Consider the following 21967-nt stretch of genomic DNA (forward strand, 5'->3'; position numbering starts at 1 on the left):
CTGATGTTTATATCCGAAGCCGGGCCCACCCGGCGCATGTTCGATGCGACGACGGGATGGTACAGTTGGGCCGGCGTCTCCCTCGCTGCGGCGGGACTACTGGCCGTCACGTTCGGGCTTCCGACCGCGCCGCCACCGGACGTACGGGCTACGGCCACAGCCGTCGACGGCGTCGCTGACAGCGACTACGCCGGCAGGGCGACCATCGATATCTACGCGACGCAGTTCCGGCTCACGCCCCTCGGGCTGTCGGTCATCACTGACAACGGACGCGCACACGCGACGTTCGACGCCGGGCCAATCGTTCCCGTTTCTGACGGGCCGCTGCGGGCTGTCCTCGACGGGGCCGACCCACGGCGCGTGTTCGAGGGTCCCACGAGATTCGCCCTCGCGGTCGAGCAGGCGCGTTCCCGAACGACGAGATGGCAGCCAGCTCCGGACTCGCTTTCGGCCAGACAGCTAACGTGGGGTGAGACGCGTGTCACGCTCGTCGGATAGAGGACAGACCGACCCGCTTGTCGCACTCGTCGCCGTCGCGGCGGTCGGACTCTCGCTCTCGGCGTACGGCGGGCTGCTCGGCGACGCACTCGCTCCGACGACTCCCTCGCCTGCGCCGACCCTCGATTCGGTGACGGACGATATCGCTCCAGCCGGTGTCGCCGACCCGGAACACCTCCCCACGCTCTCGGTCGGCGAGGCGACGCACGTCTCGCTCGCAGTTCGCGGTCGCTCGTGGAGCGTCGGGCCGACGCCACCGGAGGGCGGGACCCGCCACGCGCGCCAGCGGCTCCCGATTCGGCGGGCGAACGGCACCGTCGACGCGGGGCGAATCCGGGTGACGGTCTGGTGAGTCGCGGGCTCTCTACGGTTGCCGACGTGCTCGTCTGTCTCGTGCTCGTCTCCGCGGCCGCGACGACGCTCGCGCTCCCGACTGCCCCGACGCCGTCGCCGGATGCCGACGCCGCTGTGACGGTCGTCGAGCGCACGACGACCGATATCGAGTACCGCCTCGTCGCTCCCGACGACGAGCACATTCCGGCGTCGATGCTTTGGCGTCGGACGACCGGTCGACTCTCTGAGCTTCTCGCCCGCAGCGCCGTCCGGAACGCGACGATCGACGGCAACCAACTGACGCACGCGAGCGACGAGTTCGAGCGCCGGGTCGCCGCGGCAGTCGTGAACGCAACCGGCCCGCAGACACAGGTAGTGGCCCGCTGGCAGCCGTTTCCCGGCGCAGCTATCGGTGGGACGGCGGTGGCTGGTCCGGCCCCGCCTGCGGACGCGGCCGTCGCAACTCAGACCCGACTCGTTACGACAGCCGGTGAGCCGCGACGACAGGCGACTCGCGCGGCCGAGGACTTCGGCTACGCCGGCGTCGCAGCCGTCGCGGCGACACGGACGACAGAACGACTGTGGCCTGCCACGGGGATGCGGAACGCGCTCGCGGCCGACTATCCGACCGACCGACTCGCAGTCGCACGGTATGAAGCCGCCGGTCGCCACCTCGGCGTGTCAGTCGAGGATGCGCTCGCGACGCGGAACGTGACCGGCGTACACAGCCGGCTCCGCGAGACACTGCAACGACGCTACGAGCTGCGGCTCCGCGAGCGGTTCGACTCTCCCGAGGAGGCAGCGCGGGCGATACAACCCGGAGTGACGGTTGTCGTCCGGCGATGGTCGGCGTGAACGAGCGCGCCCGCGTGCCGTTCGCACTGCTCGGAGTGGTGCTTCTCGTCGGGAGCGCGAGTATCGCCGCCGGACTCGGTGGGACCTCTCCCACGCGCGAGCCGGCGACCGAGGCGGCTATCGAGCAGGGGCGCACATCGCTCGGCGGGACCGTTCACGATGCGACCCGGACGGCGGCGAGGAATGTGGCAGCATCCCCGGTCGTCGCACCGGCGAACACGACGCTCGGACGAGTGCTCGCGGCGACCGGCGACCCGTTCCGAGCCGCGCTCGAGCTTCGGACGTATCTCGCGGTTCGCGACCGGCTCTCGGCGACGACCGAACGCGGCGTCACCGTCGACCCGTCACTGCCGGCGCTGCGAGACTCGGCGGATATCGACGCCGCGCTCTCACGGACGACAGTCGAACCGGTCGGGGCGAACGCGACGGCCGTCAGAACCACCGTCGCGAACGTCACGCTCACGGCGATGCGCGACGGGCGCGTCATCGACAGGTACGCGGTTTCGCCGACGATGACCGTCCAGACACCGGTGTTTGCGCTCCACGAACGAACGAGGACCTACCAGCAGCGACTCGACAGCGGCGCGACCGAGCCGGGACTGGCGCGCCGGGCGACCGCACGCCTGTACGGGGTGGCGTGGGCACGGGGACTCACCCAGTACGGCGGCGGCCCGATCGCCAACGTCGTCTCGAACCAACACGTCGCCGTGGCGACGAACCACGCGCTCCTCGCTCAACAGCGGGCGACGTTCGGCGCGACAGACGACACGGGTCGCCGCGCGGTCCGGGTCGCCGCCGCCCGCGCCGCGGGAACTGACCTGTTGGCCGCGACCGGGCAATCTGGTAAGCAGATTCAAGAACTTCTCGCCGGTGTCGACGCCGCGACACCGGGGTCGACCCTCGACCCGGTAGCGGCGGCAAATCCACCGATAACGCCGGAATCAGCGCTGAACGTCTCCGTCGGCGAGCAGGCGACGACGGCGTTCGACCGGTTCGTCACGACCGACCTCGACGCCGTGCTCGCTGCGCCGTACCGCGTGACGGTCGAACGCCGACGTGCCGTCACCGACAGCGCGACGACGACCGCCGGACGCGAACGGCCTACCGGGGACAACTGGACGCTCGTCGGGACCGAACAGACCGACGAGACGACCGTGACAGACGGAGACGCGACAGTCGGCTCTCCCGTGAATCCGTGGCACACGCTCGCTACGACCGGCCGTCGGGTCGCCGAGACGACCCGGACGGAGCGCCGGTGGCGACGTAATCACACGACGCACACGACGGTCGAGACGACTACCCAGACGCGGCGCGTCTCGATACGACTCGTCGGCCGCCACGACGGTGGAGCCGCACCGCCGGTCGGGACATCGCCCATCCACGAGCGCGGTGGCGCGATCGACGGCCCGAACCTCGCGGCCGTCGAGCGTCGAGCGAAGACACGGCTCCTCGGCGACGAGCAGGACCTCGACGCGCTGGCGGCTCGCACGACGAGCGACGGAACCACCCAGACGACGATTCGCGGCGAGCAGCCGCTCGAGCTACGAGACTGGGTGTACCGCGACCTTGTCCGACTGCGTGAACGAGTGGCGAACGTCTCGGTGGCGGTCGAACGGGGCGCAGTCGGCACGTACCAGGTGAATCCGAGCGACGAACTCGCAGGGGCCCTCCGAGCGCGACGCGCACGACTCGTCGACCGTCCCGACGAGTACGACGGCGTCGCGGACCGGGCACGGGTCGCTGCACGCGGTGCGTATCTCGATGCGGTTATCACGGAACTAGAACGCCGAGCCGACGACCGCGACGGCGTGAAAGAGCGGCTTGCCGGCCTGCTCGCAGCGCGCGGGCTGAGTCTCGGCCGCCTGCGCTCGATTATGGCCGCACGCTCGCAGGTCACGACGCCGACGAGCCATTCGATTTCGGGCGTCGGTGGCTCCTACTCGCTCGACGTAGAGGGAGTCCCGGCGTATCTCACGCTCGCGTCGGTGAATCGGACGCAGACCGACTCGCTGCGCGAGGGAAGCGTCCGTCCGCTCGCCGCACGCAACACGAACATATTCACCGTGCCGTACGGCGACGCTGCCGACGGAATCGTCGGAAAACTGTTCGGCGGCGACCGAGTCAGGCTTCGGTCTGCGGCGCGCGCGCTCGCGGCCGGTGAGGAACTCGCGACCCACGAAACGCTCGAAGCCGATGTCGAGACCGCTGTGAGCAGACGCCGGCGCGGGATGCGTCGCGTCCTCCGGCGGGCCGGCGTGGGTGACTCCCGCAGCGACCGTCGCCGAATCGTCGCGGCCGGGCTCGGGGCGTGGGAGACGGTCGCCGAGCGTGCCATCGCTGTCACCGAGAATCGTGGACCCGACGCCGTCGCCGCCGTGGCGCTCCGACGCTCGCCCGGTTCGTTCGACGGGCCGGCCGACCGCGACGACCTCCGACGGTCGCTCCGTGCTGTGGCGACCGATGGGCGCGGCGTGCCCGAGTCATCCGTGACGCCACACGTCGAACGCGCACGCCAGATGGTCGGGAAACTGGTGAAACAGAGCGTCGGTCGTGCGGCCAACCAGACGACGACCGCTGTCCGTGAGCGACTCGAGTCGAAAACGGGTAAGCTGGCCGCTGTTCCGAGCGGAATCCCCGTTACTCCAGTTCCGTCACAGTGGTACGCAACGGCCAATATCTGGGATATCGAGGCGCGCGGTGGTTACGATCGCTTCGCCGTCAGCGTCCGTAACGGCGGGCCGGGACGGCGACTTACCTACGTCAGGGACGGTAGCACCGTCGTCATCGACTGGAACGGCGACGGTGAGCTAGAACGCGCGGGGACCGCGACCGCAGTCACGTTCGCATACCGAACGGCCGTCGTGGTCGTCGTTCCGCCCGGTGGACAGGGCGTCGGGGACGTAGACGGTAACGCCGACGAACGCTCTGCGGGGTGGGGGGAGCGATAGCGTCAAATCCGTCGGCTGGCTAGTCGGCGTGTGCTCGACGAGACTGCCGATTGGTATCTACTCGCCGGCGTGGTGTGTGCGCTGCTTTCGCTGCTGCTCATCCCAATCGCCGGACTGGGAGCCGTCTACTGTGGTTATCGGATTCACGGCGACCGCCACCCGGTGTACAGCTACGCGCTCGCCGGCGTCGGCGCGTTCTCGCTCGCCGGCTGGGCCGCGTACCTGCTGTCGTGACGGAACTCGAAGGCATTTAGCCGTCGGTCGCGAAGCCGGGGTATGCTTCACGACCTCGTCGCCAACCCGGGCGACCACTCCGGACCGGAACTGTACGACGCGATGGTAGCCGAACTCGCTGCCGGCGTCGAATCGGTCGGCGTCGACGCCATCGCCGCTGAGACCGACGTGCCGGAAGCTACGCTCCGTGACCTCGTTGCTGGCGACCAACCCGAACTCACCGTCGAGGAAGCGGCAGCTATCCTTGCCGTCGTCGAGGACGACCACGCCGGCGACATCGTCGCGCTCTCGCGGGACGCCATCATGATGGGGATGTCACAGGCCGTCCTCGACGTGGAGGCGCTGGCGGCCAACGCCGGCGGCGAACTCGAACCGCGCGAGGTGCAGTCGAAAATCGAGGGTCGGTTCCCGATGACTCTCCGGGAGTTCGCACTGCTACACGCGACAATTCAGGCCCAGACGGTCTGAGACTCTATTTTTGTGGTTCGTTCCTCTCGACGACGAGCGACGGCTCAACCGGCGACCTCGGCCACCTGCACCAGTGTCCCCGGCACGATGTGCAGGAAAAGCCCCACGACTACGAGCACGACCGGAACGAGAATCGTCACGTCGGTGAAGGCGAACAGCCCGATTCCCGCGAGGACCGCGAGCAGGCCGAGGAGCCGGAACAGTCACGTGATTGCGCCCTCTAACCCGGCGTCAGCGGCGAGATCCATCACGTCCAGTAGCTCGTCCATACGCCACGTCCTGCGCGCCGGTGAAAAAAAGAACCACGACTCGGGACGTGGGCCGGCGACGAATCGGCTAAGGGCCGCCCGCTCGAACACGTGGCAAATGAGAGTCGCAATCTTGGGCTGTGGCTACGTCGGCTTAGAACTGGCTCGCCAACTCACGCCCGACCACGAGGTCATCGGCGTCCGGCGGTCGACGCTCGATGCGGTGCGCGAGACCGGCGCACGGGCCGTCGAAGCCGACGTGACCGACGCCGACGCACTCGCAGAGCTACCGGACGTGGACGCGCTCGTCTTCGCCGCCTCCTCCGGCGGGCGGGGAGCCGAGGCCGCCCGCGAGGTGTACGTCGAAGGGTTAGAGACCGCTATCGACGCCTTCGCCGACCGCGAATCGCCCCCCGACCAGCTCGTCTACACCTCCTCGACGGGCGTGTACGGCGACCACGACGGCGACTGGGTGGACGAATCCACGCCAATCGAGCCGACGACCGAAAAGACGGCCGTGCTCGCGGAAGCCGAACGCATCGCGACCGAGTACGCCGCCGAGCGCGGTATCGACGGAACCGTAGCCAGATTCGCCGGACTGTACGGCCCGGACCGCTACCGCCTCGACCGCTATCTGGAGGGGCCGGTGACAGCCGGCTATCTGAATATGGTTCACCGCGACGACGCAGCCGGTGCGGTCGCGCATCTGCTCGCCGGCGTCGAACCGTCGGTCGTCAACGTCGTCGACGACGAACCGGCCTCGAAACACGCGTTCGCCGACTGGCTCGCCGACGCGTGTGACGTATCGCGCCCCGAGAAACGGACGAAACAGGAGCGACTCGACGCGGGCGACCTCTCGGAGCCGGCCCAACGCCGGATTCTCACGAGTAAGCGCGTCAGCAACGACCTGCTCCACGAAGTGGGGTACGAACTGACGTATCCGACGTATCGGGAGGGGTACGCCACAGCGGTAGAGGCGTACCGGCAGGAATCGACGTAGTCGCTATCGGCCCTCCTTTCTGTAACAAGTGCAGCGTCGACAAAATTGTCATGAGTGGCCCGCTTCAATCCCACAAGGGTTCGTCTGTACCCGCCCCTTCGCCGTCGTCGATCGGCGCGCCTTCGAGGCTTCAATCCCACAAGGGTTCGTCTGTACCCCGTCAGAAAGTCAGCGCCATAGTCACTCATGTTAGCTTCAATCCCACAAGGGTTCGTCTGTACCCGTGCCCAATTCGTGGCACTCACGCCGCTGTACTGGTGTTCGGGACTTAGTGTTTCCGTCGACCCTCAATACCCCCAGAATCCCCGATGTCGATGAAATCTGCCGTCGACCGACCATCGAACGAGCCTCAGTTCGAACGGCCGAACGGTTGCGAGAGCGGAACCGTTAGCCTCCGTCGTCTCGAACGCGGGGTATGAACCGCGACGCGTCGTGGGCATACCGCAACGAGTTCCACGAGTCATTCGCCCGCACCTACTTCCGCCGGTTCGGTGACGGGCTCGTCTCGTCGGTCGGCGTCGGTACCTACCTCGGCGACGCGACTGACGAGCGCGACGACGCCTACTACACCGCCATCCGCGAGGCGCTGGCGACGGGTGTCAACGTCATCGACACGGCCATCAACTACCGCCACCAGCGCTCCGAGCGCGTCGTCAGCCGCGCCGTCGCCGACAGCGACGTAGCCCGCGAGGCGATACTGCTGGCGACGAAGGGGGGATTCGTCCCGTTCGACGGCGAGCATCCGGACGACCCCGGCGCGTACGTCCGCGAAGAGTTTCCGGACTACGAGTTCGTCCGAGGAAACTGCCTCGACCCCGGCTTCGTGGGAGAGTCGCTCGACCGCTCGCTCGAGAACCTCGGCGTCGACTCCGTCGATCTCTACTACCTTCACAATCCCGAGGTGCAGTTGGAGGAACACGACTCCGAGACGGTGTACGACATGATCGAAGCGGCGTTCACCCGACTCGAAGAGCGGGCCGCTGCGGGCGATATCGACCACTACGGCGTGGCGACGTGGGAGGGACTGCGCGTCCCCGCGCCCCACGAGTCGTATCTCTCGCTGCCGGAGATCGTCCGTAGAGCGCGGGCGGCATCGAACGCGGCGGGGACGACCTCGACGCATCTCCGAGCGCTTCAGCTCCCGTTCAACGCCCGGATGGCCGACGCGTTCACCGTCGAGAGCCACGCCGGCCCGGAGGGCCAACAGAGCGCCCTCTGGTTCGCTCACGAGGCCGGCCTGGACGTGTTCGCGAGCGCCCCGCTTTTGCAGGGTGAACTCGCGACCGAGGGTGGACTGCCGGACGGGGTGGCCGAACGGCTCGACGGCGAGACGACCGCCCAGAAGGCAATCAACTTCGCTCGGTCTGCCCCTGGCGTGACGAGCGCACTCGTCGGGATGGGAACCGTCGAACACGTCGCGGAGAACGTCGCAGCCGGGGAGTACTCCCCGCTCGGTGCGGACGGTTTCGACGCCGTCTTCGAGTAGTCAGCGGAGACGGGCGAGTTCGTCGGCGACGATCTGTCGCTCTAACAGACAGACGCCCGCGAGCACGACGAAGAAGCCGACGACGGTGGCGAGGTTGATCGGTTGTTGGAGCACGACCAGCCCGACCAGCGCGGCGACGATGGGGACGACGTAGCCGACGAGGTTCGTCCGTACCGGGCCGATAGCGCCGAGCAGGTGGTAGTAGATGGGGTAAGCGAACGCGGTGGAGGGAATCGCGACCAGTAAGACGGCGAAGGCGACGCCACGGGAACCGCCCGTCACGACGACTTCCCCCACAGCGAGGCTGCTCGCGTGGAGGATAACGGCTCCGAGCGCCATCGACCACGCGGCCATCGGGAGACTCGGGAGCGGCGGCTCGATGCGTCGGAGGAGGACGCTGCCGACGGCAATCCCCGCCGCCGCGCCGAGCACGTACAGCTTGGCGACCGTCGAGCCGGCGGTGAGGGTCTCCGGCGTCGGCTGAACGATGACGACGACGCCGGCGAGACCGATGAGCACGCCGGCCGCGTCGCGGGCATCGAGTCGCTCACCGAGGATGCTGATGGCGAAGACGGGCGCGAGAATCGGATTGAGCGCGTACATCACCGAGGCGGTCGCGGGCGTAATCGACTGCTGGCCCAGAAATAGCAGGCCGTTGTTAGCGGCGATGAGCGCGACACCGGCGACCCCGACGGCGAGGAAGTCACGCGGGTCGGTCGGATACCAGGCGTCATACCGGAGGGCGGCAAATACGAGCAGCAGCGGCGCGGCGATGTCGAAGCGAAGCCCGGCAAAAAACAGCGGCGGGAGCGCGTCGAGTCCGGTCTTGATACCGATGAAGGAGAGACCGAACAGCACCGCGAGCGTGAGAAACAAGCCGGCGTTCCGGTAGCGACCGGTCACGCACGGTCACCGGCCGGGGAGCAAACTGTCAGCAGTTGCATACCCGTACAACGTCCACAGATGCGAAAGGCCGTTCGGTCCCGGTTACAGCTCCTTGTACTCGCGGTCGCAGTCCGGACACGAGCGAATCTTCCCGACGCCGTCGTCGGTGTCGCGCGTCGCGAGCGATTCCCCACAGTGGGCACAGGTCAGCCGCTCGTAGGTGTCCTTCTCGATGTCCCCGGCGCGTAGTCCCTGTCGAACGGTATCCATACACGGCGTTCGGGACGAGGGGTCAAAACCGCTGGGTCGGCTTCGACAGCCTCTAACGGTGGCCCGACTGAGTCCGTGTGTGTCTCGTCGTCGGCTCTTCGCCTCGCTGTGTTCGATGGTGTTCCTCGTCAATCTGGCGCGTGTCGTCTTCGCGCCGCTGATCGAGCCGGTAGCGGCGGATTTCAACGTCACCCCTGGAACTCTCGGCGTCGTCACGAGCGCCGCATGGCTCGGGAGCGCGCTCCCCCGAATCCCGACCGGCTGGCTGCTCACTCGGGTCGCCCGCCATCGGGTCGTCGTCGGTGCCGGCGTCGTGTTGACGCTGGCGGCGGCGGTCGCCGGCTCCGCGCCGAACGTCCCGCTGCTCGCCGGTGCGGCCTTCCTGATGGGGTTGGCCTCGGGTGTCTACTTCATCGCCGCGAATCCCCTCGTGGCCGAACTGTTCCCCGAGGGAGTCGGGAACGCGCTCGGCATCCACGGGATGGCGTCACAGATGGCCGCCGCCCTCGCGTCGGTCATCGTGCTCGCAGTTATCGCCGTGACCGGCGACTGGCGGGCGACCTTCGCCGCCATCGCCGTCGTTGCCGCGCTCGTGACGGCGATTCTGTTCGTCATCGCTCGCCGGACCGACCTGCCGGACGCGGGCAGTGAGGACCGCGACCTGCTCGCTGCCACCCGCGCTCAACTCCCCATCGTGTTGACGGGTATCCTCATCACCGGCTCGCTCGGCTTCGTCTGGAACGGGCTGTTCAATTTCTATCCGACGTACATGCAGACCAAGCAGTTGGACCCCGCGACGGCGAGTCTGCTGTTGTCGGTGTTGTTCGGCGCGGGCGTGCCGTCGTTCTTCGTCGGCGGCCGACTGGCCGACCGCGTCTCGAACGTGCCGCTCCTGTTGAGCATCGCGGCTGGCTTCATCACCTGTCTGTTCGTGCTCCCGTACGTCGCGGGGCTGTGGCCGCTGGTCGCGATCACCATCGTCACCGGCTTCATCATCCACCTGCTGTTCCCGACAGTCGACACGTATCTGCTCGGGTCGCTGCCCGACCAACACCGGGCGTCGGCGTACACGGCCTACTCGGCGACGATGATGATTCCACAAGCCCTCGGTGGCGGCGTTGTCGGGCGACTGACGGACGCTGGATACGCATTCGATACGCTGTTCACCGGCCTGGCTGGTGCGTTGGTCGTCCTCTTTGCGGGCGTCTTCGTGCTCTATCGGGCGGGGCGGCTCCCGGCGCGACGGTTCACGCCGGAGACCAACGGCTAAACGCGCATTCTGATTTACACTCAGAGCTCAAGCGAGGGTGGATGCTGTTGCAACCGTTGTTCCAGTTGTGTGCGAAATAGTAACGCCGATACGTCACTGGGTGACCCGTATCCAGAGATTCCGCTTGACTCAAGCGCCTGGCGTTCGGTAAGCACGTACACGCGTCGACCGATCAAATCCTCTCGGACGATGTAAACAGGTTCGTTTCGCCGGCGAGCTTCACGCCACTTCTCGTATTTAAAAATAGGAAGTGCGCCAACAACGTATCAAGGAACGGGAACGTCCGTGGACGACCGTCATAGATAGCAGTGCCGTTCTGCCCTGAGCGAAACAGTTCCGTGGATACCACCCCAGAAATCGGTGATGTCCGAACACGAGCACCACCACGAGTACGTCGACGCGACCGTTACTGACCGAACCGACTGGGCGCGGCGTCGGCGAAAGGGAATCCCGACGAACAAGAGCTTGCTCGTCGTTGCTTGTATGGACGAGCGCATCCCTGTTGAGGAGGTCCTTGGTATCGAACTAGGTGATGCCCAGATTTTCCGCAACGCCGGCGGAAAGGTAACTGACGACGTGATTCGTTCGGCAGCGTTGACGACGAACTTCTTCGACACAGACGAAATCATCGTCATCAACCACACAGACTGCGGGATGATGAGTGCGCCAGACGAGGCTATTCGAGAGGGGTTAGATGACCAGACCGGCGGGCTTGAGAACGCCGATATTGACCCGTCGCTGCCCGAGTTGAATATTGGTGACGGAGACGCGATGGAGTGGGTGAAGATGACGGACGATATCGACGAAGCCTGTGCTGCACAGGTTGAATATCTCAGAGGGTCGGAATTTATTCCGGATGAGGTGGCTGTGTCAGGATACGTGTACGAGGTAGAATCGGGAGAACTTCGCCACCCAGGCGACCGGGTTGCCGAGGAAATCAGCGAACGGCGCGTCTGAACACAGATTCACAGATGAGCAAGGCAGATGCCCCGAGGCTTGACCTCGAAGAGGAAGCCTCCCGCTTCAGCGCGGGGAGGATGTCAACAGGCGTTCTCAGAGATACGCATTGCCCCACTCATCCGCCAGGTGAGAGTTGCCACAGTCCCCGCACTCGAGTCTGCCTTGTCCGTCGGCGGAGACGTCAGTACTGCCGCACTGTGAACAGAAGTAGCCGTACGCATCCTCCTCGTCATCCACACGAGACACCGTGAAGAATGGGGCCTCCCTGCCGGGAAGGCTTTCATCGCGATTGACGGACCGGGAAGCTCCATCGACCGTAACGGATTCGGGGATCGGAACGGCGGGTTCGTTTGGGGTCTCTGTTTTTTGTCCCTCCGAGAACATGGTGACATCGAACTCCTCCCCGCCGAGTAGTATCTGGTCGTGCCCGCTCTCTTTGAGGCCGAACCCTTTGAGAAAATTCCCCCCCCCCTCGACGGCTTCGTCAAGGACACACGCCGAAATTGGCGTCTCAACAAACTCTTTGCGAACGCGATTGAGCAGTCCTGTGGCAATACCCTTGCCCCGCGCCTCCGGATCCACGTGGAGCCACCGAATCGTCGCTCGTGTTCCGACTTCGACGGTGATGAACGCATAAACAGTCTCCGTGCCGTCGACCGTCTCGTCGACGACGAACACCATCGTGTCCGTATCTTCGAGCAGGTCCTTTAGTGACGTGTCGTCGAACTCCTCTTCGAGGATCGTCTTGATCTGCTGTGGGCTGAGCGAGTACGACGACTGCAGCGAGTCGCGTGCGATCGCTCTGATTCGTCCCCAGTCATCCGAGTCCGCAGGAAGAGCTTACATGCGATGAGTTATCGTCGAACAGATATAAGTCGTCGGTTGGTCCTTATCAGTAGATGGTGACACAGTTCCTTTACTTAGTTATCCTCCTGAAACTGAGTAGCCGTCCCAGAGGGGTTCGAGGTCGCTAATCATGTGGGTGAAGTGATGACGGACGTTCGAGATGGTTCGATCTACTCGGCGTCGTCTACTACGGCGGCGACCACAGACAGTGGCTACTCGCCCTCCCACTGGCACCAGTCGTCACTATCGTCCATTCGATGGGGGCTATCGCTGGCATTCTCAGCCCTCCCGAAACGTTCCGTGTGACCACAAAAGTCGGGAGCGAGTGAGCCGCGGCATCGCCGTCCATCACGATGGCAGCGTCGCAACTGTCGCTCGATGACGCAACGAGTCCGAACGCCGGAGTGGAGACAGTCACAGACCGCGGTCGGTAGGATTCGCCAGTATACTGGCTCCTTGTCTGATGTAACACCTCTATAACTATCAGGAAACCAATGTGTAACGCTGGTTCGGCGACCCGCCCAATCAGTCTTGAGCTCCCCACGACTGAACTCGTGGGATTCAGCGTGAAATCCCGTTCCGGCCACGAGCAGTGGCAGGAGAGTAGCCTCTGTTCACGTTCACCGTCCTGCTGTTCATGTGCACGCTACGGGTGCGCCTCCATCGCTCCCAGTTTGGTCGTGACGGGGATACCGCAAGCCGATGTTGTTGATAGTACGGGTTTGGTGTCTATCAAACTCTAAACGTCTCCCGGCCGTCGTGTTCGGTAATGGAGTACGTGCAGGAGCAAGTGACGACGCTCCACGACTTTGGTGACACGCGCCCGGCCGCACCGACGAACCGCGCGGCCGTCGTCGTCCCGATGACCGAACGCGAACACGGCTCGCTGGCGGCAGAACAGGTGTTCACGGCCTTGGAATCGGTCGCGCCCGACCGGGTGGTCGTTCCGCTGCGTGCGGACGCGGCGGCCGCGCCTGCCGTCATCGACTGGCTCGACGACTTCGGGCTGGATATCGAGCTGCTGTGGTGTGACGGTCCGCGCCTCGGCGATCTGCTCGCCGACGAGGACCTCAACGGCACCCGCGGGAAGGGCCGTGACGTGTGGCTCGCGCTCGGGGTGGCCGCCGAGTCGCCGTACGTCGCGGTCCACGACGCTGACGCGACGAGCTACTCGGCGAATCACGTCCCTCGACTGTTGTTCCCGCTCGACCACGGCTACTCGTTCTCGAAGGGATACTACGCCCGCGTCGAGAACAGCCAACTGTACGGGCGCTTGTTCCGCCTGCTGTATCGCCCCCTCGTTCGGGCGCTTGCGGCCGACAACGACGCCGACGTGCTCGGCTACCTGGAGTCGTTCCGGTACGCGCTGGCGGGTGAGTTCGCCGCTACGAGCGAGATGGTGCGGTCGCTGCGCGTCCAGCGCGGCTGGGGGCTCGAAGTGGGGACGCTCGGGGATGCCTACGCGACCGCCGGTTTCGACGGGAGCACACAGGTCGACCTGGGCCGACACGAACATGACCACCGCGCCGTCTCCGGGCCGGCCGGCCTGACCACAATGGCGGACCAGGTGGCTGCCGCGCTGTTGCGCGTGGTCGAGCAACACGGCGTCGCCCCCGACTACGAGACGCTCCCCGACCGCTACGAGACGGCGGCTACCCGACTCACCCGCGCGTACGCGACGGACGCGGCGTTCAACGGGCTGTCCTACGACCGCGAAGACGAGCGCCGGCAGGTGGGCCAGTACGCCGACTCGATCCAGCTGCCCGGCGAGGATACGCGGTTGCCGGCGTGGACCGACGCACCCGTCTCGCCCGACGAGGTGCGGGAGGCCGCTCGGCGGGACGTGGAGGCGCTCCGGTGACGCTCTCGCCCGACGAGGTGGCCGGCGTCGTCGATCTGTTCGGCGAGCTATCGCCCGCCGAGCTGGCCCGCGCCCGCGAGGAACTCGGCTACCGACTGAGCGAGGAAATTCCCGAGACCGACGTGCGGGCGGCCGTCGGCGCGTACACGCTCGTCCCGTACGACCGCGATGGAACGCGCCGAATTGCGGTCGGACCGACGGCGTTTCCGGTGGTTCCCGACGGCGGCGAGGACCTGCCGCACATCCTCGATATCGAGTCGTGTGCCCCCGCGAAGGACGCGCTCGTCGCTGCCACACTCGACCGCTTTAACGAGGAGAGTCTGCTCGCTCTCCGTGTCGGGAACCCGGTGGAGTGTGAGCGGCTGGTAGACGTGAGCTACGACATCGAGGCGTGGGCGGACGTGTCGCTCACACCGCTCCGCGACCGACTCGACGGGGCTACTCGATAGCGAGCGTGTAGACGCGCTTTCTGGCGTCGTTAAAAGAGAATCGCGACTCGACTGCACCACACTCCTCCAGCCTGGAGAGGGCGTATCGGACCGTCCGGGTCGGCAACAGCGTCTCGTCGGCCAGCTGCGACTGCGTGAGTCGACCGTCGTGTTCTAACGTCTTCGCGACGAGCTTCGCGCTCGGCGGGAGTTCGCGGACGGCCTCCCAGCCGTCCGGATCGTTCGTCGGCTCCGTCTCGGTGGTGCTCATTACCCACACGAGCGGATGCAGTAAAATAATACTTTCCAAATAAAAATTACCAAAGGACATATAACAATCACGCCGTCCTCCGATGAGAGTCGGAGATGGCGGAGCGAAACGGTCGGATTTCGCGTCACCCGAAGTCTCTTATAAGTACACGCGCTACATAGAGTAATGACTGACACTGTCGAGAACGTTGAGCTCCCGTACGACGAGGGGGACTCGAAGCAGGAGAAACTCGACTCACTGCGCGAGCAGTTGGAGACGATTGAGGCGCAAAACGAGGAGATGCGCGACAAGCTGTTGGACGCGAACGCGGAGAACAACAAGTATCAACAGAAGCTCGAACGGCTCACCCACGAGAACAAGAAGCTCAAGCAGTCGCCGCTGTTCGTCGCGACGGTCCAAGAGCTGACCGACGAGGGCGTCGTCATCAAACAGCACGGCAACAACCAGGAGGCACTGACGGACGTGACCGACGAACTCCGCGAGGACCTCGCGCCGGACGACCGCGTCGCCGTCAACAACTCCCTGTCAGTCGTCAAGCAGCTCGACGACGAGACGGACGTTCGTGCCCGCGTGATGGAGGTCGAACAGAAGCCGGACGTGGGGTACGAGGACATCGGCGGCATCGACGCCCAGATGGAGGAGGTCCGGGAAACCGTCGAACTCCCGCTTGAAAGCCCGGAGATGTTCGACGATGTCGGCATCGACGCGCCGAGCGGCGTGCTGCTCCACGGCCCGCCGGGGACGGGCAAGACGATGCTCGCGAAGGCCGTCGCGAACCAGACGGACGCCACGTTCATCCGGATGGCCGGCTCGGAGTTGGTCCACAAGTTCATCGGTGAGGGTGCGAAGCTCGTCCGTGACCTGTTCGAACTCGCCCGCCAATACCAGCCGGCGGTCATCTTCATCGACGAGATCGACGCCATCGCGGCAAAGCGCACCGACTCGAAGACGTCGGGGGACGCCGAGGTCCAGCGCACGATGATGCAGCTCCTCTCGGAGATGGACGGCTTCGAGGAGCGCGGTGACATCTCGATCATCGCCGCGACCAACCGCTTCGATATGCTCGACCGCGCCATCCTCCGACCGGGCCGCTTCGACCGCCTCATCGAGGTGCCGAAACCCGACGCCGAGGGTCGCGAGCTCATCTTCGAGATTCACACCCGCGACATGAACGTCGCCGACGAGGTCGACTTCGCCGAACTCGCCGACATCGCGACCACCGCCTCGGGGGCAGAAATCAAGGCCGTCTGTACTGAGGCCGGCATGTTCGCGATCCGTGACGACCGGACCGAGGTCCGCACGGAGGACTTCGAGCAGGCGTGGGAGAAGATTGACCACGAGGACGACGCGGAGGACGGCGAGGTCTCGAAGACCTTCGCATGAGAACCTTTTCCAGCCTCGGGTGCGCGTAGCGCAGCGCGTGGCGGCTTCGCCGCCACGGAATAGATTGCCGGCGTAGCCGGCAATCCGCTCGGCGGCAAAACGTTCACCGCGAGACGCGACGCGTCTCGCCAGCCCTCGTTCGCTTCGCTCACGAGGACATGAAAAGACCACAGCCGGCGCTCAAGTTGTTCGCGCCGGTGAACCGCTCGCTCCGCGAGCGGATGCTTTCGGCGTCCACGAGCCTCCCCAGCCGACTCCGTCGCTCACTGCGTTCGCTTCGTCGTCCCTCGTACGAGCGCCGGCGCACATGAGGTGCGCCAAGCCGCACGCCACCGTATATCAACACTACCTACAGCAGACCGCCACCGCAGCCCCTCAGCTCACAGTTCAAGTAGGAAGCCGCAACCAGACGACCCACCACCTGAGACGGGCGGTAGTGGGCCACGGCGGGAGCACAGCCCACCTGCTACCGGGCGGTGCGTGGGCTGTCTGCTCGCCAAGCCGGCGTTACAGGAACGTGAACAGCGCGTACGGGATACCGAACAGCAGGACGGTCATCACGGCGAGCACGATGCCGTAGCTCGCGGCGGTGCTCAGGATGACTCGCCACGACGGGTGGTCGTACGCGCTGATATCGGGTGCCATACGTTCGTGTTCGGAGCGACTCGCTTAGTGGTTCCGGTCAGGCGAGGATATCGCTGACGCGGCGTGGCTCACCCGACAGCGACGGGTCCGACTCCACCAGCTTCAACACCTCGTGGTCGGTCACCTCCGGATACTCCTTCTGGGTCGCGTCCTCGATGAGCGTCTTCTCCAATCGGAACTCCGTCCCCTCGTACACCACGTCGACACCCTGTTCGTCGAAGGAGAGAATCGTCATATCTCCCGTACTCCGTGCGCGAGCAAAAGCCGCACGCTCTGGGGTGTCGTACGCCCGTCTGACGCCCCGGAGGGATTATGTGTCGGCATATCCAGACACAGATATGTCACTCCGGTCCGACCCGCTGGACCGACTCGCGATTCCCGACGGCACCCACGTCGAAGAACACGATCTCGTCGCCGACGGCGACATCATCGTCGGCGGGCAGTCGACCGTCGAGTTCGGCGTCCGCGGCCAGAACGTCGTCGCCGGCGAGCGCGTCAAGTTCGGCGGCGACATCGAGGCCGACGGCGACTGTCGACTCGACATGTGGTGTGACGTTGACGGCAACGTTCTCGTCGGCGAGGACGCCTACCTCGGTGAGCGTGTCCACATCGCCGGCCAGTTGATGGTCTCTGGCGATATCGACATTGGCGACGACGTGGATATCGAGGAGGGGTTCGAAGCCAATGGTTGGATCGTCATCCGCAACCCCGTACCGACCGTCGTCTTCCTGTTCATCTATCTCGCCCAACTCCTGCGACTCGGCGAAGAGGCGGCCGCCGAGGAGGTGTTCGAGACGCTTGACGCCGAACGGGAGGCTGACCCCGTCCTCATTCCGCGCTCGTCGCACGTCTCCGACGACGCGTGGCGCGTCTCCACGCCCGCGAGCGTCGGCTCGAACTGCCGGCTCCACGGCAATATCCGCGCGACCGAGCTCGATATCGGTGCCGACACCGAGCTGTTCGGGAGCCTCCGCGCGAAATCCGACATCACTATCGGCGCGAACACCGCCGTCCACGGCGACGTGACGACTCGCGGTGGCACGGTCACCATCAGCCCCGGCGTCCACATCCGCGGCGACGTGGCCTGTGAGCACCTCGAACTCGACGACCGTGCCACTATCGACGGGACCCTCCGTGCCCGCGGCGAGATTCAGGTCGTCAGTAGCGACGTTCCGGTCACCGACACCGATGCCGACGTAGAGTCGGCCATCGTCCGCGTTACGGACGAGGAGACGCACGGCGATGCTGGCGGGGAGTCCGACGCCGAGCCCAGCGTCGAGTCGGCTGTCGTCGAGGTCGAACAGGCGGTTCGACGGGTCGCGGAGGATGAGACGGACAACACTGGCGAGCGGGAGACGACCGAGACGGTCGCAATCCCCGACGCCGAGGAGACGGCGGACTCGGAGGAGGGCCACAGCGACGACGGTCTCGCCGGGGCGCTCGCCGAAGCAGAAAAGCGGTAGGCCCTTCTATCGCCCCCCGATACCGGGCGTATGCTCTCGGTCGCGCTCGCCGGCAAGCCCAACGCCGGTAAATCGACGTTTTACAAGGCCGCGACGATGGCCGACGTGGACATCGGAAACTACCCGTTCACGACCATCGACCCGAATCGCGGCGTCACGCACGTCCGGACGGAGTGTCCGTGTCTCGACCGCGAGAAGCGGTGTGGCAACGAGAACTGCCACGACGGGAAACGCTACGTCCCGGTCGAACTGCTCGACGTGGCCGGTCTCGTCCCCGGGGCCCACGAGGGGAAGGGTCTCGGCAATCAGTTCCTCGACGCGCTCTCGAACGCCGACGTGATACTGAACGTCGTGGACGCGTCGGGCGGGACGAACGCCGAGGGTGAACCGGTCGAGACGGGCAGTTACGACCCCACGAACGACGTCGAGTTCATCGAACGCGAAATGGACCTCTGGATTGCGGGCATCCTCACGGACAACTGGGAGACGGTCACCCGGCAATCTCGTTCGCCCGACTTCGATATCGACGACGCGTTGACCGAGGTGCTTACCGGTGTCGGCGGGACGGCCGCGAGCGTCGCCCGCGTCCTCCGAAGTGTCGAGTACCCCGCCGCGCCGCAGGCGTGGGAAGACGATGACCGCGAGCGGTTGGCCGAGGCGTTTCGCCGCGAGACAAAGCCGATCGTCGTCGTCGCTAACAAGGCCGATATCGCGCCGGCGGAGAACATCGAAGCGCTTCGCGAGGCGGCGAGCGGTCCCGTCGTCCCCTGCACTGCGGAGGGTGAACTCGCGCTCCGGACCGCTGGGGAAGCTGGCGTCATCGACTACGACCCCGGCGACGCCGACTTCGAGATTCGCGGCGACGTGTCCGAGGCGCAAGCCGACGGACTCGATCAGATTCGCGAGGTGATGACTCAGTTCGGTGGGACGGGCGTGCAGGCTGCCCTGGACACCGCAGTCTATGACCATCTCGACCAGATTACTGCCTACCCCGTCCAAAACGAAACGCGCTGGACCGACGGACAGGGCAACACGCTCCCGGACGCCTTCCTCCTCGATACCGGTGCGACGCCGAAGGATCTCGCGTACGCCGTTCACTCGGATATCGGCGACGGTTACCTCCACGCGGTCGACGCCCGCGCGGACCGCCGCGTCGGCGAGGACCACGAACTCACCGAGGGTGACGTGGTGAAAATCGTCTCGACCGCGAGCTAGCTGACGCGTTCGGTCGCCGCCCGCATCGCGTCGAGCGCTTCTTTCAGCGTCTCCACGTCGACAGCATACGAGATACGCGCATGGCCAGCGCCGTGGTCGCCGAACGCCTCACCGGGGACGACCACGACGCCCTCGTCGATGACGGCGTCGACCCACCCCTCGGGGACGCGTGGCATCGCGTAGAACGCACCCTGTGGCGTCGGTGTCTCCAATCCCATGTCGGCGAGCCCGTCGAGCAACACGTCACGGCGCTCGTGGAAGGCGTCGCGCATCTCGGTCACCACGTCCTGTGGGCCAGAGAGCGCGGCTTCGGCGGCGTACTGTGCCGGGGCCGACGCGCAAGCCTGCACGTACTGGTGGACCCGGAGCATGCGCTCGATGCGATCGGTGGTCGAGGTGACCCACCCGAGCCGCCAGCCGGTCATCGAGTAGGTCTTCGAGCAGGCGTTCACGACGGCGACGTTCTCGCCGAACTCCATCGGCGAGCGGTGTTCGCCCTCGAAGATAATCCGTTCGTACACCTCGTCGGAGAGACAGAGCACGTCGTGTTCGTCGGCGATGCGGGCGAATTCGCGCATATCTTCGGGCGACTGGACCGTCCCCGTCGGATTCGCCGGTGAGTTGACGACGAACACGGCCGTGTCGTCGGTAATCGCCTCCTCGACGGCTGCGGGGTCGAGGGTGAGGTCGTCGCGTAAGGCGACGGGCTTTGGGGTGCCGCCCGCGAGCTTCGCCAGAGCGTCGTAGGCGACGAAGCCGGGGTCCGGGAAGATGACCTCCTCGCCCTCGTTCACGTGGGCCTCCATCGCGAGGTGGAGCGCCTCGCTCCCGCCGGCGGTCGCGATAACGTCGTTCGGGTCCACGTCGAGGTCGTTATCGCGAGCGTGTTTCTGCGCGACAGCCTCACGCAGCCCGATGGTCCCCTTGTTTGAGGTATAGGCGTCCACCTCCCCGGCCTCGATGGCCTCGATTGCGCCGCGGCGGGCGTGTGCCGGCGTCGGGAAATCAGGCTGGCCCAAGCCGAGGTTGATTGCGTCGTCGCTCGCAGCCTCGAACACCTCGCGAATCCCCGAGATGGAAATCGCCTCCACCCGGTCGGAAAAGCGTGACATACCGGAGCAAGCGACCGGACCGGATTAACGGTTCCCGTTAGCCTGCGAGTGGCGTCTACAAGCAACTCGCCGACCGCATCGTCGTGAGGACGCCAGGACCGTAAAGCAGTTAGTGGAGGTGGACCTCGACCGGCCGCGCTCGCGCACCAGCCAGGCGTTCACCGAGTATCAGGGACGAGTTCGCGAGCTCATCCGCGAGTGAGCCTGTTCGAACACAGCGCCAGTCGAACACCGTTCTCGGAGGCGGTCCGTGCGGTGTCGTCGTGGATCTCGTCGGCGGGCAGATTCGCGGCGTTGCGACGTGTCCCCGCTCGGGCGTCGTGCGGGACGTAAGGTCGCCGTCAGTCGTCGCGTTCGCGCTTGAGCTCGTCGACGTAGCTGCGGAGTTTGCGGAGTGTGGCGTCGGGATTGGCGTACCCCTCGTCGTACTCTTCGAAGGCGCGGTCGGCTTTCCGGACGAACTGGTCGATAGCGTCGTCGCTCATTACTGGAACCCCCGGATGGCCGTCGCCTTAGTCGACTCGTCGTCGCCCTCGTGGACCTGCTGGGCGAGCCGTTCGCGGGCGGCGCGAATCTCTTCTGCCCGCTCGACGAGCGTTTCCGTCTCGATTTCGATGTCGACGAGCGGCTCGATGGCGCGGGTGATGACCGTGCGTGCCGCCTCGGGGTCGGGGAACTGCACCTCGCTTTGGGCGATGAGCGCGACGCCGTCGAGGTCGCGCTTGTTTGCGGCGTGGACGAGCGCGCCCGTCGGCCCGGAGATGAGACCACCCTGCTCCGGCGGCGTCACGTCCGTGTCGGCCAGCCGGTCGGTGCCGTCGCCGGTCGCGATGCCGTAGACGCCCGGCACCTCGCCTTTCTCCTCGGGAAGTCCGGAGAGGAACACCGGAAAGACGGATTCGGATTCGAGCCAGCCGACGAGACAGCCGGTGAACGCAGACGCCTGCGAGGGAGAGACGGGCACGTCAGATTGGAGCACGAGCAGGTCGCGGTCGTCGTCCCCGTAGATGCGTACCGGCGGCATCGTCTCCATCGACTCGCCCCGGTAGACCGACACCTGCGGCAGCCCGTCACAGTAACAGGAGCCGAGCCACTCCATGTCGAGCTCCTCGACGAGGTGGTCGGCGGTGATCTTACCGACCAGCCCCGCGCCGGGAAGTCCCTCGATGAGCGTCGGCTCGTCGAACGTCGCGTCGGCGTGTATCTCGACTTCTGCCATGGCCGGCGTTCGGCGCGGTCGTGTATAAATACTCCACACCGCGGTTCAATACGTTCATAAGTCAGGCGC

25 protein-coding genes are annotated in these 21967 nt (G+C 65.8%); 16 read left to right on the plus strand and 9 right to left on the minus strand.

Annotation, left to right across the window (positions count from 1 at the left end):
- The first annotated feature begins 36 nt into the window (after window positions 1–36).
- From DMP03_RS01665 to DMP03_RS01700, 9 genes are all read left to right on the plus strand, one after another.
- Window positions 37–498, plus strand: a complete 462-nt coding sequence (locus DMP03_RS01665; protein WP_152118997.1) for a DUF7283 family protein — start codon at window positions 37–39, stop codon at window positions 496–498.
- Complete coding sequence (locus DMP03_RS01670; RefSeq protein WP_152118998.1) at window positions 479–850, plus strand: DUF7285 family protein; 372 nt, start codon at window positions 479–481, stop codon at window positions 848–850. Before DMP03_RS01665 ends, DMP03_RS01670 begins: the two co-directional genes overlap by 20 nt.
- Entirely contained in the window at window positions 847–1686 is an 840-nt protein-coding gene (locus tag DMP03_RS01675) for a DUF7284 family protein (RefSeq protein ID WP_152118999.1), read from the plus strand. The genes DMP03_RS01670 and DMP03_RS01675 overlap by 4 nt, the downstream gene beginning before the upstream one ends.
- Window positions 1674–4634 carry a DUF7286 family protein gene (locus DMP03_RS01680; protein WP_152119000.1) on the plus strand — a complete coding sequence of 987 codons (2961 nt, stop codon included), beginning with the start codon at window positions 1674–1676 and terminating at the stop codon, window positions 4632–4634. Before DMP03_RS01675 ends, DMP03_RS01680 begins: the two co-directional genes overlap by 13 nt.
- 30 nt (window positions 4635–4664) lie before the next feature.
- Complete coding sequence (locus DMP03_RS01685) at window positions 4665–4868, plus strand: hypothetical protein (RefSeq protein WP_152119001.1); 204 nt, start codon at window positions 4665–4667, stop codon at window positions 4866–4868.
- 42 nt (window positions 4869–4910) lie between these two features.
- Complete coding sequence (locus DMP03_RS01690) at window positions 4911–5336, plus strand: DUF5791 family protein (RefSeq protein ID WP_152119002.1); 426 nt, start codon at window positions 4911–4913, stop codon at window positions 5334–5336.
- Window positions 5337–5425: 89 nt separating this feature from the next.
- A complete protein-coding gene (locus DMP03_RS14750; protein ID WP_263969974.1) occupies window positions 5426–5560 on the plus strand; it encodes a hypothetical protein in 135 nt (44 codons plus the stop codon).
- A gap of 142 nt (window positions 5561–5702) precedes the next feature.
- Complete coding sequence (locus DMP03_RS01695; protein ID WP_152119003.1) at window positions 5703–6584, plus strand: SDR family oxidoreductase; 882 nt, start codon at window positions 5703–5705, stop codon at window positions 6582–6584.
- A gap of 415 nt (window positions 6585–6999) precedes the next feature.
- On the plus strand, window positions 7000–8070 hold the full coding sequence (locus tag DMP03_RS01700; protein WP_152119004.1) for an aldo/keto reductase: 1071 nt from the start codon (window positions 7000–7002) through the stop codon (window positions 8068–8070).
- Here DMP03_RS01700 and DMP03_RS01705 read toward each other — a convergent pair whose 3' ends face one another.
- A complete protein-coding gene (locus DMP03_RS01705) occupies window positions 8071–8973 on the minus strand; it encodes a DMT family transporter (protein WP_152119005.1) in 903 nt (300 codons plus the stop codon).
- Between the two features lie 84 nt (window positions 8974–9057).
- The gene (locus DMP03_RS14125; RefSeq protein WP_172967042.1) at window positions 9058–9225 is read right to left on the minus strand and encodes an HVO_0758 family zinc finger protein; all 168 of its coding nucleotides are present in this window, start codon (window positions 9223–9225) and stop codon (window positions 9058–9060) included.
- A 79-nt stretch (window positions 9226–9304) separates the two neighbouring features.
- Between DMP03_RS14125 and DMP03_RS01710 the strand changes: the two genes are divergently transcribed.
- Both DMP03_RS01710 and DMP03_RS01715 read left to right on the plus strand, forming a co-directional pair.
- Window positions 9305–10495: an MFS transporter gene (locus tag DMP03_RS01710; RefSeq protein ID WP_394349304.1), complete on the plus strand. Its 1191-nt coding sequence runs from the start codon at window positions 9305–9307 to the stop codon at window positions 10493–10495.
- 363 nt (window positions 10496–10858) lie between these two features.
- Entirely contained in the window at window positions 10859–11452 is a 594-nt protein-coding gene (locus tag DMP03_RS01715) for a beta-class carbonic anhydrase (protein WP_152119006.1), read from the plus strand.
- Between the two features lie 96 nt (window positions 11453–11548).
- Here the strand turns inward: DMP03_RS01715 and DMP03_RS01720 are convergent, their stop codons facing one another.
- Window positions 11549–12262, minus strand: coding sequence for a GNAT family N-acetyltransferase (locus tag DMP03_RS01720; RefSeq protein ID WP_197739287.1), 714 nt, complete (start codon window positions 12260–12262; stop codon window positions 11549–11551).
- A gap of 808 nt (window positions 12263–13070) precedes the next feature.
- On the opposite strand from DMP03_RS01720, the gene DMP03_RS01730 reads away from it, so the two are divergent.
- Window positions 13071–14162, plus strand: a complete 1092-nt coding sequence (locus tag DMP03_RS01730; RefSeq protein WP_152119007.1) for a glycosyl transferase family 2 — start codon at window positions 13071–13073, stop codon at window positions 14160–14162.
- On the plus strand, window positions 14159–14611 hold the full coding sequence (locus DMP03_RS01735) for a DUF7109 family protein (protein ID WP_152119008.1): 453 nt from the start codon (window positions 14159–14161) through the stop codon (window positions 14609–14611). Before DMP03_RS01730 ends, DMP03_RS01735 begins: the two co-directional genes overlap by 4 nt.
- On the opposite strand, the gene DMP03_RS01740 is transcribed toward DMP03_RS01735, so the two are convergent.
- Window positions 14601–14861, minus strand: a complete 261-nt coding sequence (locus tag DMP03_RS01740; RefSeq protein ID WP_152119009.1) for a helix-turn-helix transcriptional regulator — start codon at window positions 14859–14861, stop codon at window positions 14601–14603. The two genes, DMP03_RS01735 and DMP03_RS01740, sit on opposite strands and share 11 nt — an antisense overlap.
- Window positions 14862–15026: 165 nt before the next feature.
- Between DMP03_RS01740 and pan1 the strand changes: the two genes are divergently transcribed.
- On the plus strand, window positions 15027–16244 hold the full coding sequence (gene pan1 / locus DMP03_RS01745; RefSeq protein ID WP_152119010.1) for a proteasome-activating nucleotidase Pan1: 1218 nt from the start codon (window positions 15027–15029) through the stop codon (window positions 16242–16244).
- A 507-nt stretch (window positions 16245–16751) separates the two neighbouring features.
- Here pan1 and DMP03_RS14130 read toward each other — a convergent pair.
- On the minus strand, window positions 16752–16889 hold the full coding sequence (locus DMP03_RS14130) for a hypothetical protein (protein WP_172967043.1): 138 nt from the start codon (window positions 16887–16889) through the stop codon (window positions 16752–16754).
- 37 nt (window positions 16890–16926) lie between these two features.
- Window positions 16927–17124 carry a DUF5800 family protein gene (locus tag DMP03_RS01750; RefSeq protein WP_152119011.1) on the minus strand — a complete coding sequence of 66 codons (198 nt, stop codon included), beginning with the start codon at window positions 17122–17124 and terminating at the stop codon, window positions 16927–16929.
- 103 nt (window positions 17125–17227) lie between these two features.
- On the opposite strand from DMP03_RS01750, the gene DMP03_RS01755 reads away from it, so the two are divergent.
- Window positions 17228–18352 carry a polymer-forming cytoskeletal protein gene (locus DMP03_RS01755; protein ID WP_152119012.1) on the plus strand — a complete coding sequence of 375 codons (1125 nt, stop codon included), beginning with the start codon at window positions 17228–17230 and terminating at the stop codon, window positions 18350–18352.
- 30 nt (window positions 18353–18382) lie between these two features.
- Window positions 18383–19567, plus strand: coding sequence for a redox-regulated ATPase YchF (locus DMP03_RS01760; protein WP_152119013.1), 1185 nt, complete (start codon window positions 18383–18385; stop codon window positions 19565–19567).
- Here the strand turns inward: DMP03_RS01760 and DMP03_RS01765 are convergent.
- The 3 genes from DMP03_RS01765 to DMP03_RS01770 all read right to left on the minus strand — a co-directional run bounded on the left by DMP03_RS01765 (window position 19564) and on the right by DMP03_RS01770 (window position 21898).
- Complete coding sequence (locus DMP03_RS01765; RefSeq protein WP_152119014.1) at window positions 19564–20679, minus strand: pyridoxal phosphate-dependent aminotransferase; 1116 nt, start codon at window positions 20677–20679, stop codon at window positions 19564–19566. The two genes, DMP03_RS01760 and DMP03_RS01765, sit on opposite strands and share 4 nt — an antisense overlap.
- A 341-nt stretch (window positions 20680–21020) precedes the next feature.
- A complete protein-coding gene (locus DMP03_RS14135; RefSeq protein WP_172967044.1) occupies window positions 21021–21164 on the minus strand; it encodes a hypothetical protein in 144 nt (47 codons plus the stop codon).
- Complete coding sequence (locus DMP03_RS01770; protein ID WP_152119015.1) at window positions 21164–21898, minus strand: proteasome assembly chaperone family protein; 735 nt, start codon at window positions 21896–21898, stop codon at window positions 21164–21166. Before DMP03_RS01770 ends, DMP03_RS14135 begins: the two co-directional genes overlap by 1 nt.
- Window positions 21899–21967: the final 69 nt, after the last annotated feature.

Origin of the sequence: Halosegnis rubeus, assembly GCF_009184545.1 — an archaeon.
GTDB lineage: Archaea > Halobacteriota > Halobacteria > Halobacteriales > Haloarculaceae > Halosegnis > Halosegnis rubeus.

Excerpts from the sequence above, each read along its gene's own strand:
- DMP03_RS01665 (WP_152118997.1), top strand. The coding sequence starts at position 37 with ATGTTCGATGCGACGACGGGATGGTACAGTTGGGCCGGCGTCTCCCTC.
- DMP03_RS01680 (WP_152119000.1), top strand. The coding sequence starts at position 1,674 with ATGGTCGGCGTGAACGAGCGCGCCCGCGTGCCGTTCGCACTGCTCGGA.
- DMP03_RS01690 (WP_152119002.1), top strand. The coding sequence starts at position 4,911 with ATGCTTCACGACCTCGTCGCCAACCCGGGCGACCACTCCGGACCGGAA.
- DMP03_RS01695 (WP_152119003.1), top strand. The coding sequence starts at position 5,703 with ATGAGAGTCGCAATCTTGGGCTGTGGCTACGTCGGCTTAGAACTGGCT.
- DMP03_RS01700 (WP_152119004.1), top strand. The coding sequence starts at position 7,000 with ATGAACCGCGACGCGTCGTGGGCATACCGCAACGAGTTCCACGAGTCA.
- DMP03_RS14125 (WP_172967042.1), bottom strand. The coding sequence starts at position 9,225 with ATGGATACCGTTCGACAGGGACTACGCGCCGGGGACATCGAGAAGGAC.
- DMP03_RS01715 (WP_152119006.1), top strand. The coding sequence starts at position 10,859 with ATGTCCGAACACGAGCACCACCACGAGTACGTCGACGCGACCGTTACT.
- DMP03_RS01730 (WP_152119007.1), top strand. The coding sequence starts at position 13,071 with ATGGAGTACGTGCAGGAGCAAGTGACGACGCTCCACGACTTTGGTGAC.
- DMP03_RS01740 (WP_152119009.1), bottom strand. The coding sequence starts at position 14,861 with ATGAGCACCACCGAGACGGAGCCGACGAACGATCCGGACGGCTGGGAG.
- pan1 (WP_152119010.1), top strand. The coding sequence starts at position 15,027 with ATGACTGACACTGTCGAGAACGTTGAGCTCCCGTACGACGAGGGGGAC.
- DMP03_RS14130 (WP_172967043.1), bottom strand. The coding sequence starts at position 16,889 with ATGGCACCCGATATCAGCGCGTACGACCACCCGTCGTGGCGAGTCATC.
- DMP03_RS01750 (WP_152119011.1), bottom strand. The coding sequence starts at position 17,124 with ATGACGATTCTCTCCTTCGACGAACAGGGTGTCGACGTGGTGTACGAG.
- DMP03_RS01755 (WP_152119012.1), top strand. The coding sequence starts at position 17,228 with ATGTCACTCCGGTCCGACCCGCTGGACCGACTCGCGATTCCCGACGGC.
- DMP03_RS01760 (WP_152119013.1), top strand. The coding sequence starts at position 18,383 with ATGCTCTCGGTCGCGCTCGCCGGCAAGCCCAACGCCGGTAAATCGACG.
- DMP03_RS01765 (WP_152119014.1), bottom strand. The coding sequence starts at position 20,679 with ATGTCACGCTTTTCCGACCGGGTGGAGGCGATTTCCATCTCGGGGATT.
- DMP03_RS14135 (WP_172967044.1), bottom strand. The coding sequence starts at position 21,164 with ATGAGCGACGACGCTATCGACCAGTTCGTCCGGAAAGCCGACCGCGCC.
- DMP03_RS01770 (WP_152119015.1), bottom strand. The coding sequence starts at position 21,898 with ATGGCAGAAGTCGAGATACACGCCGACGCGACGTTCGACGAGCCGACG.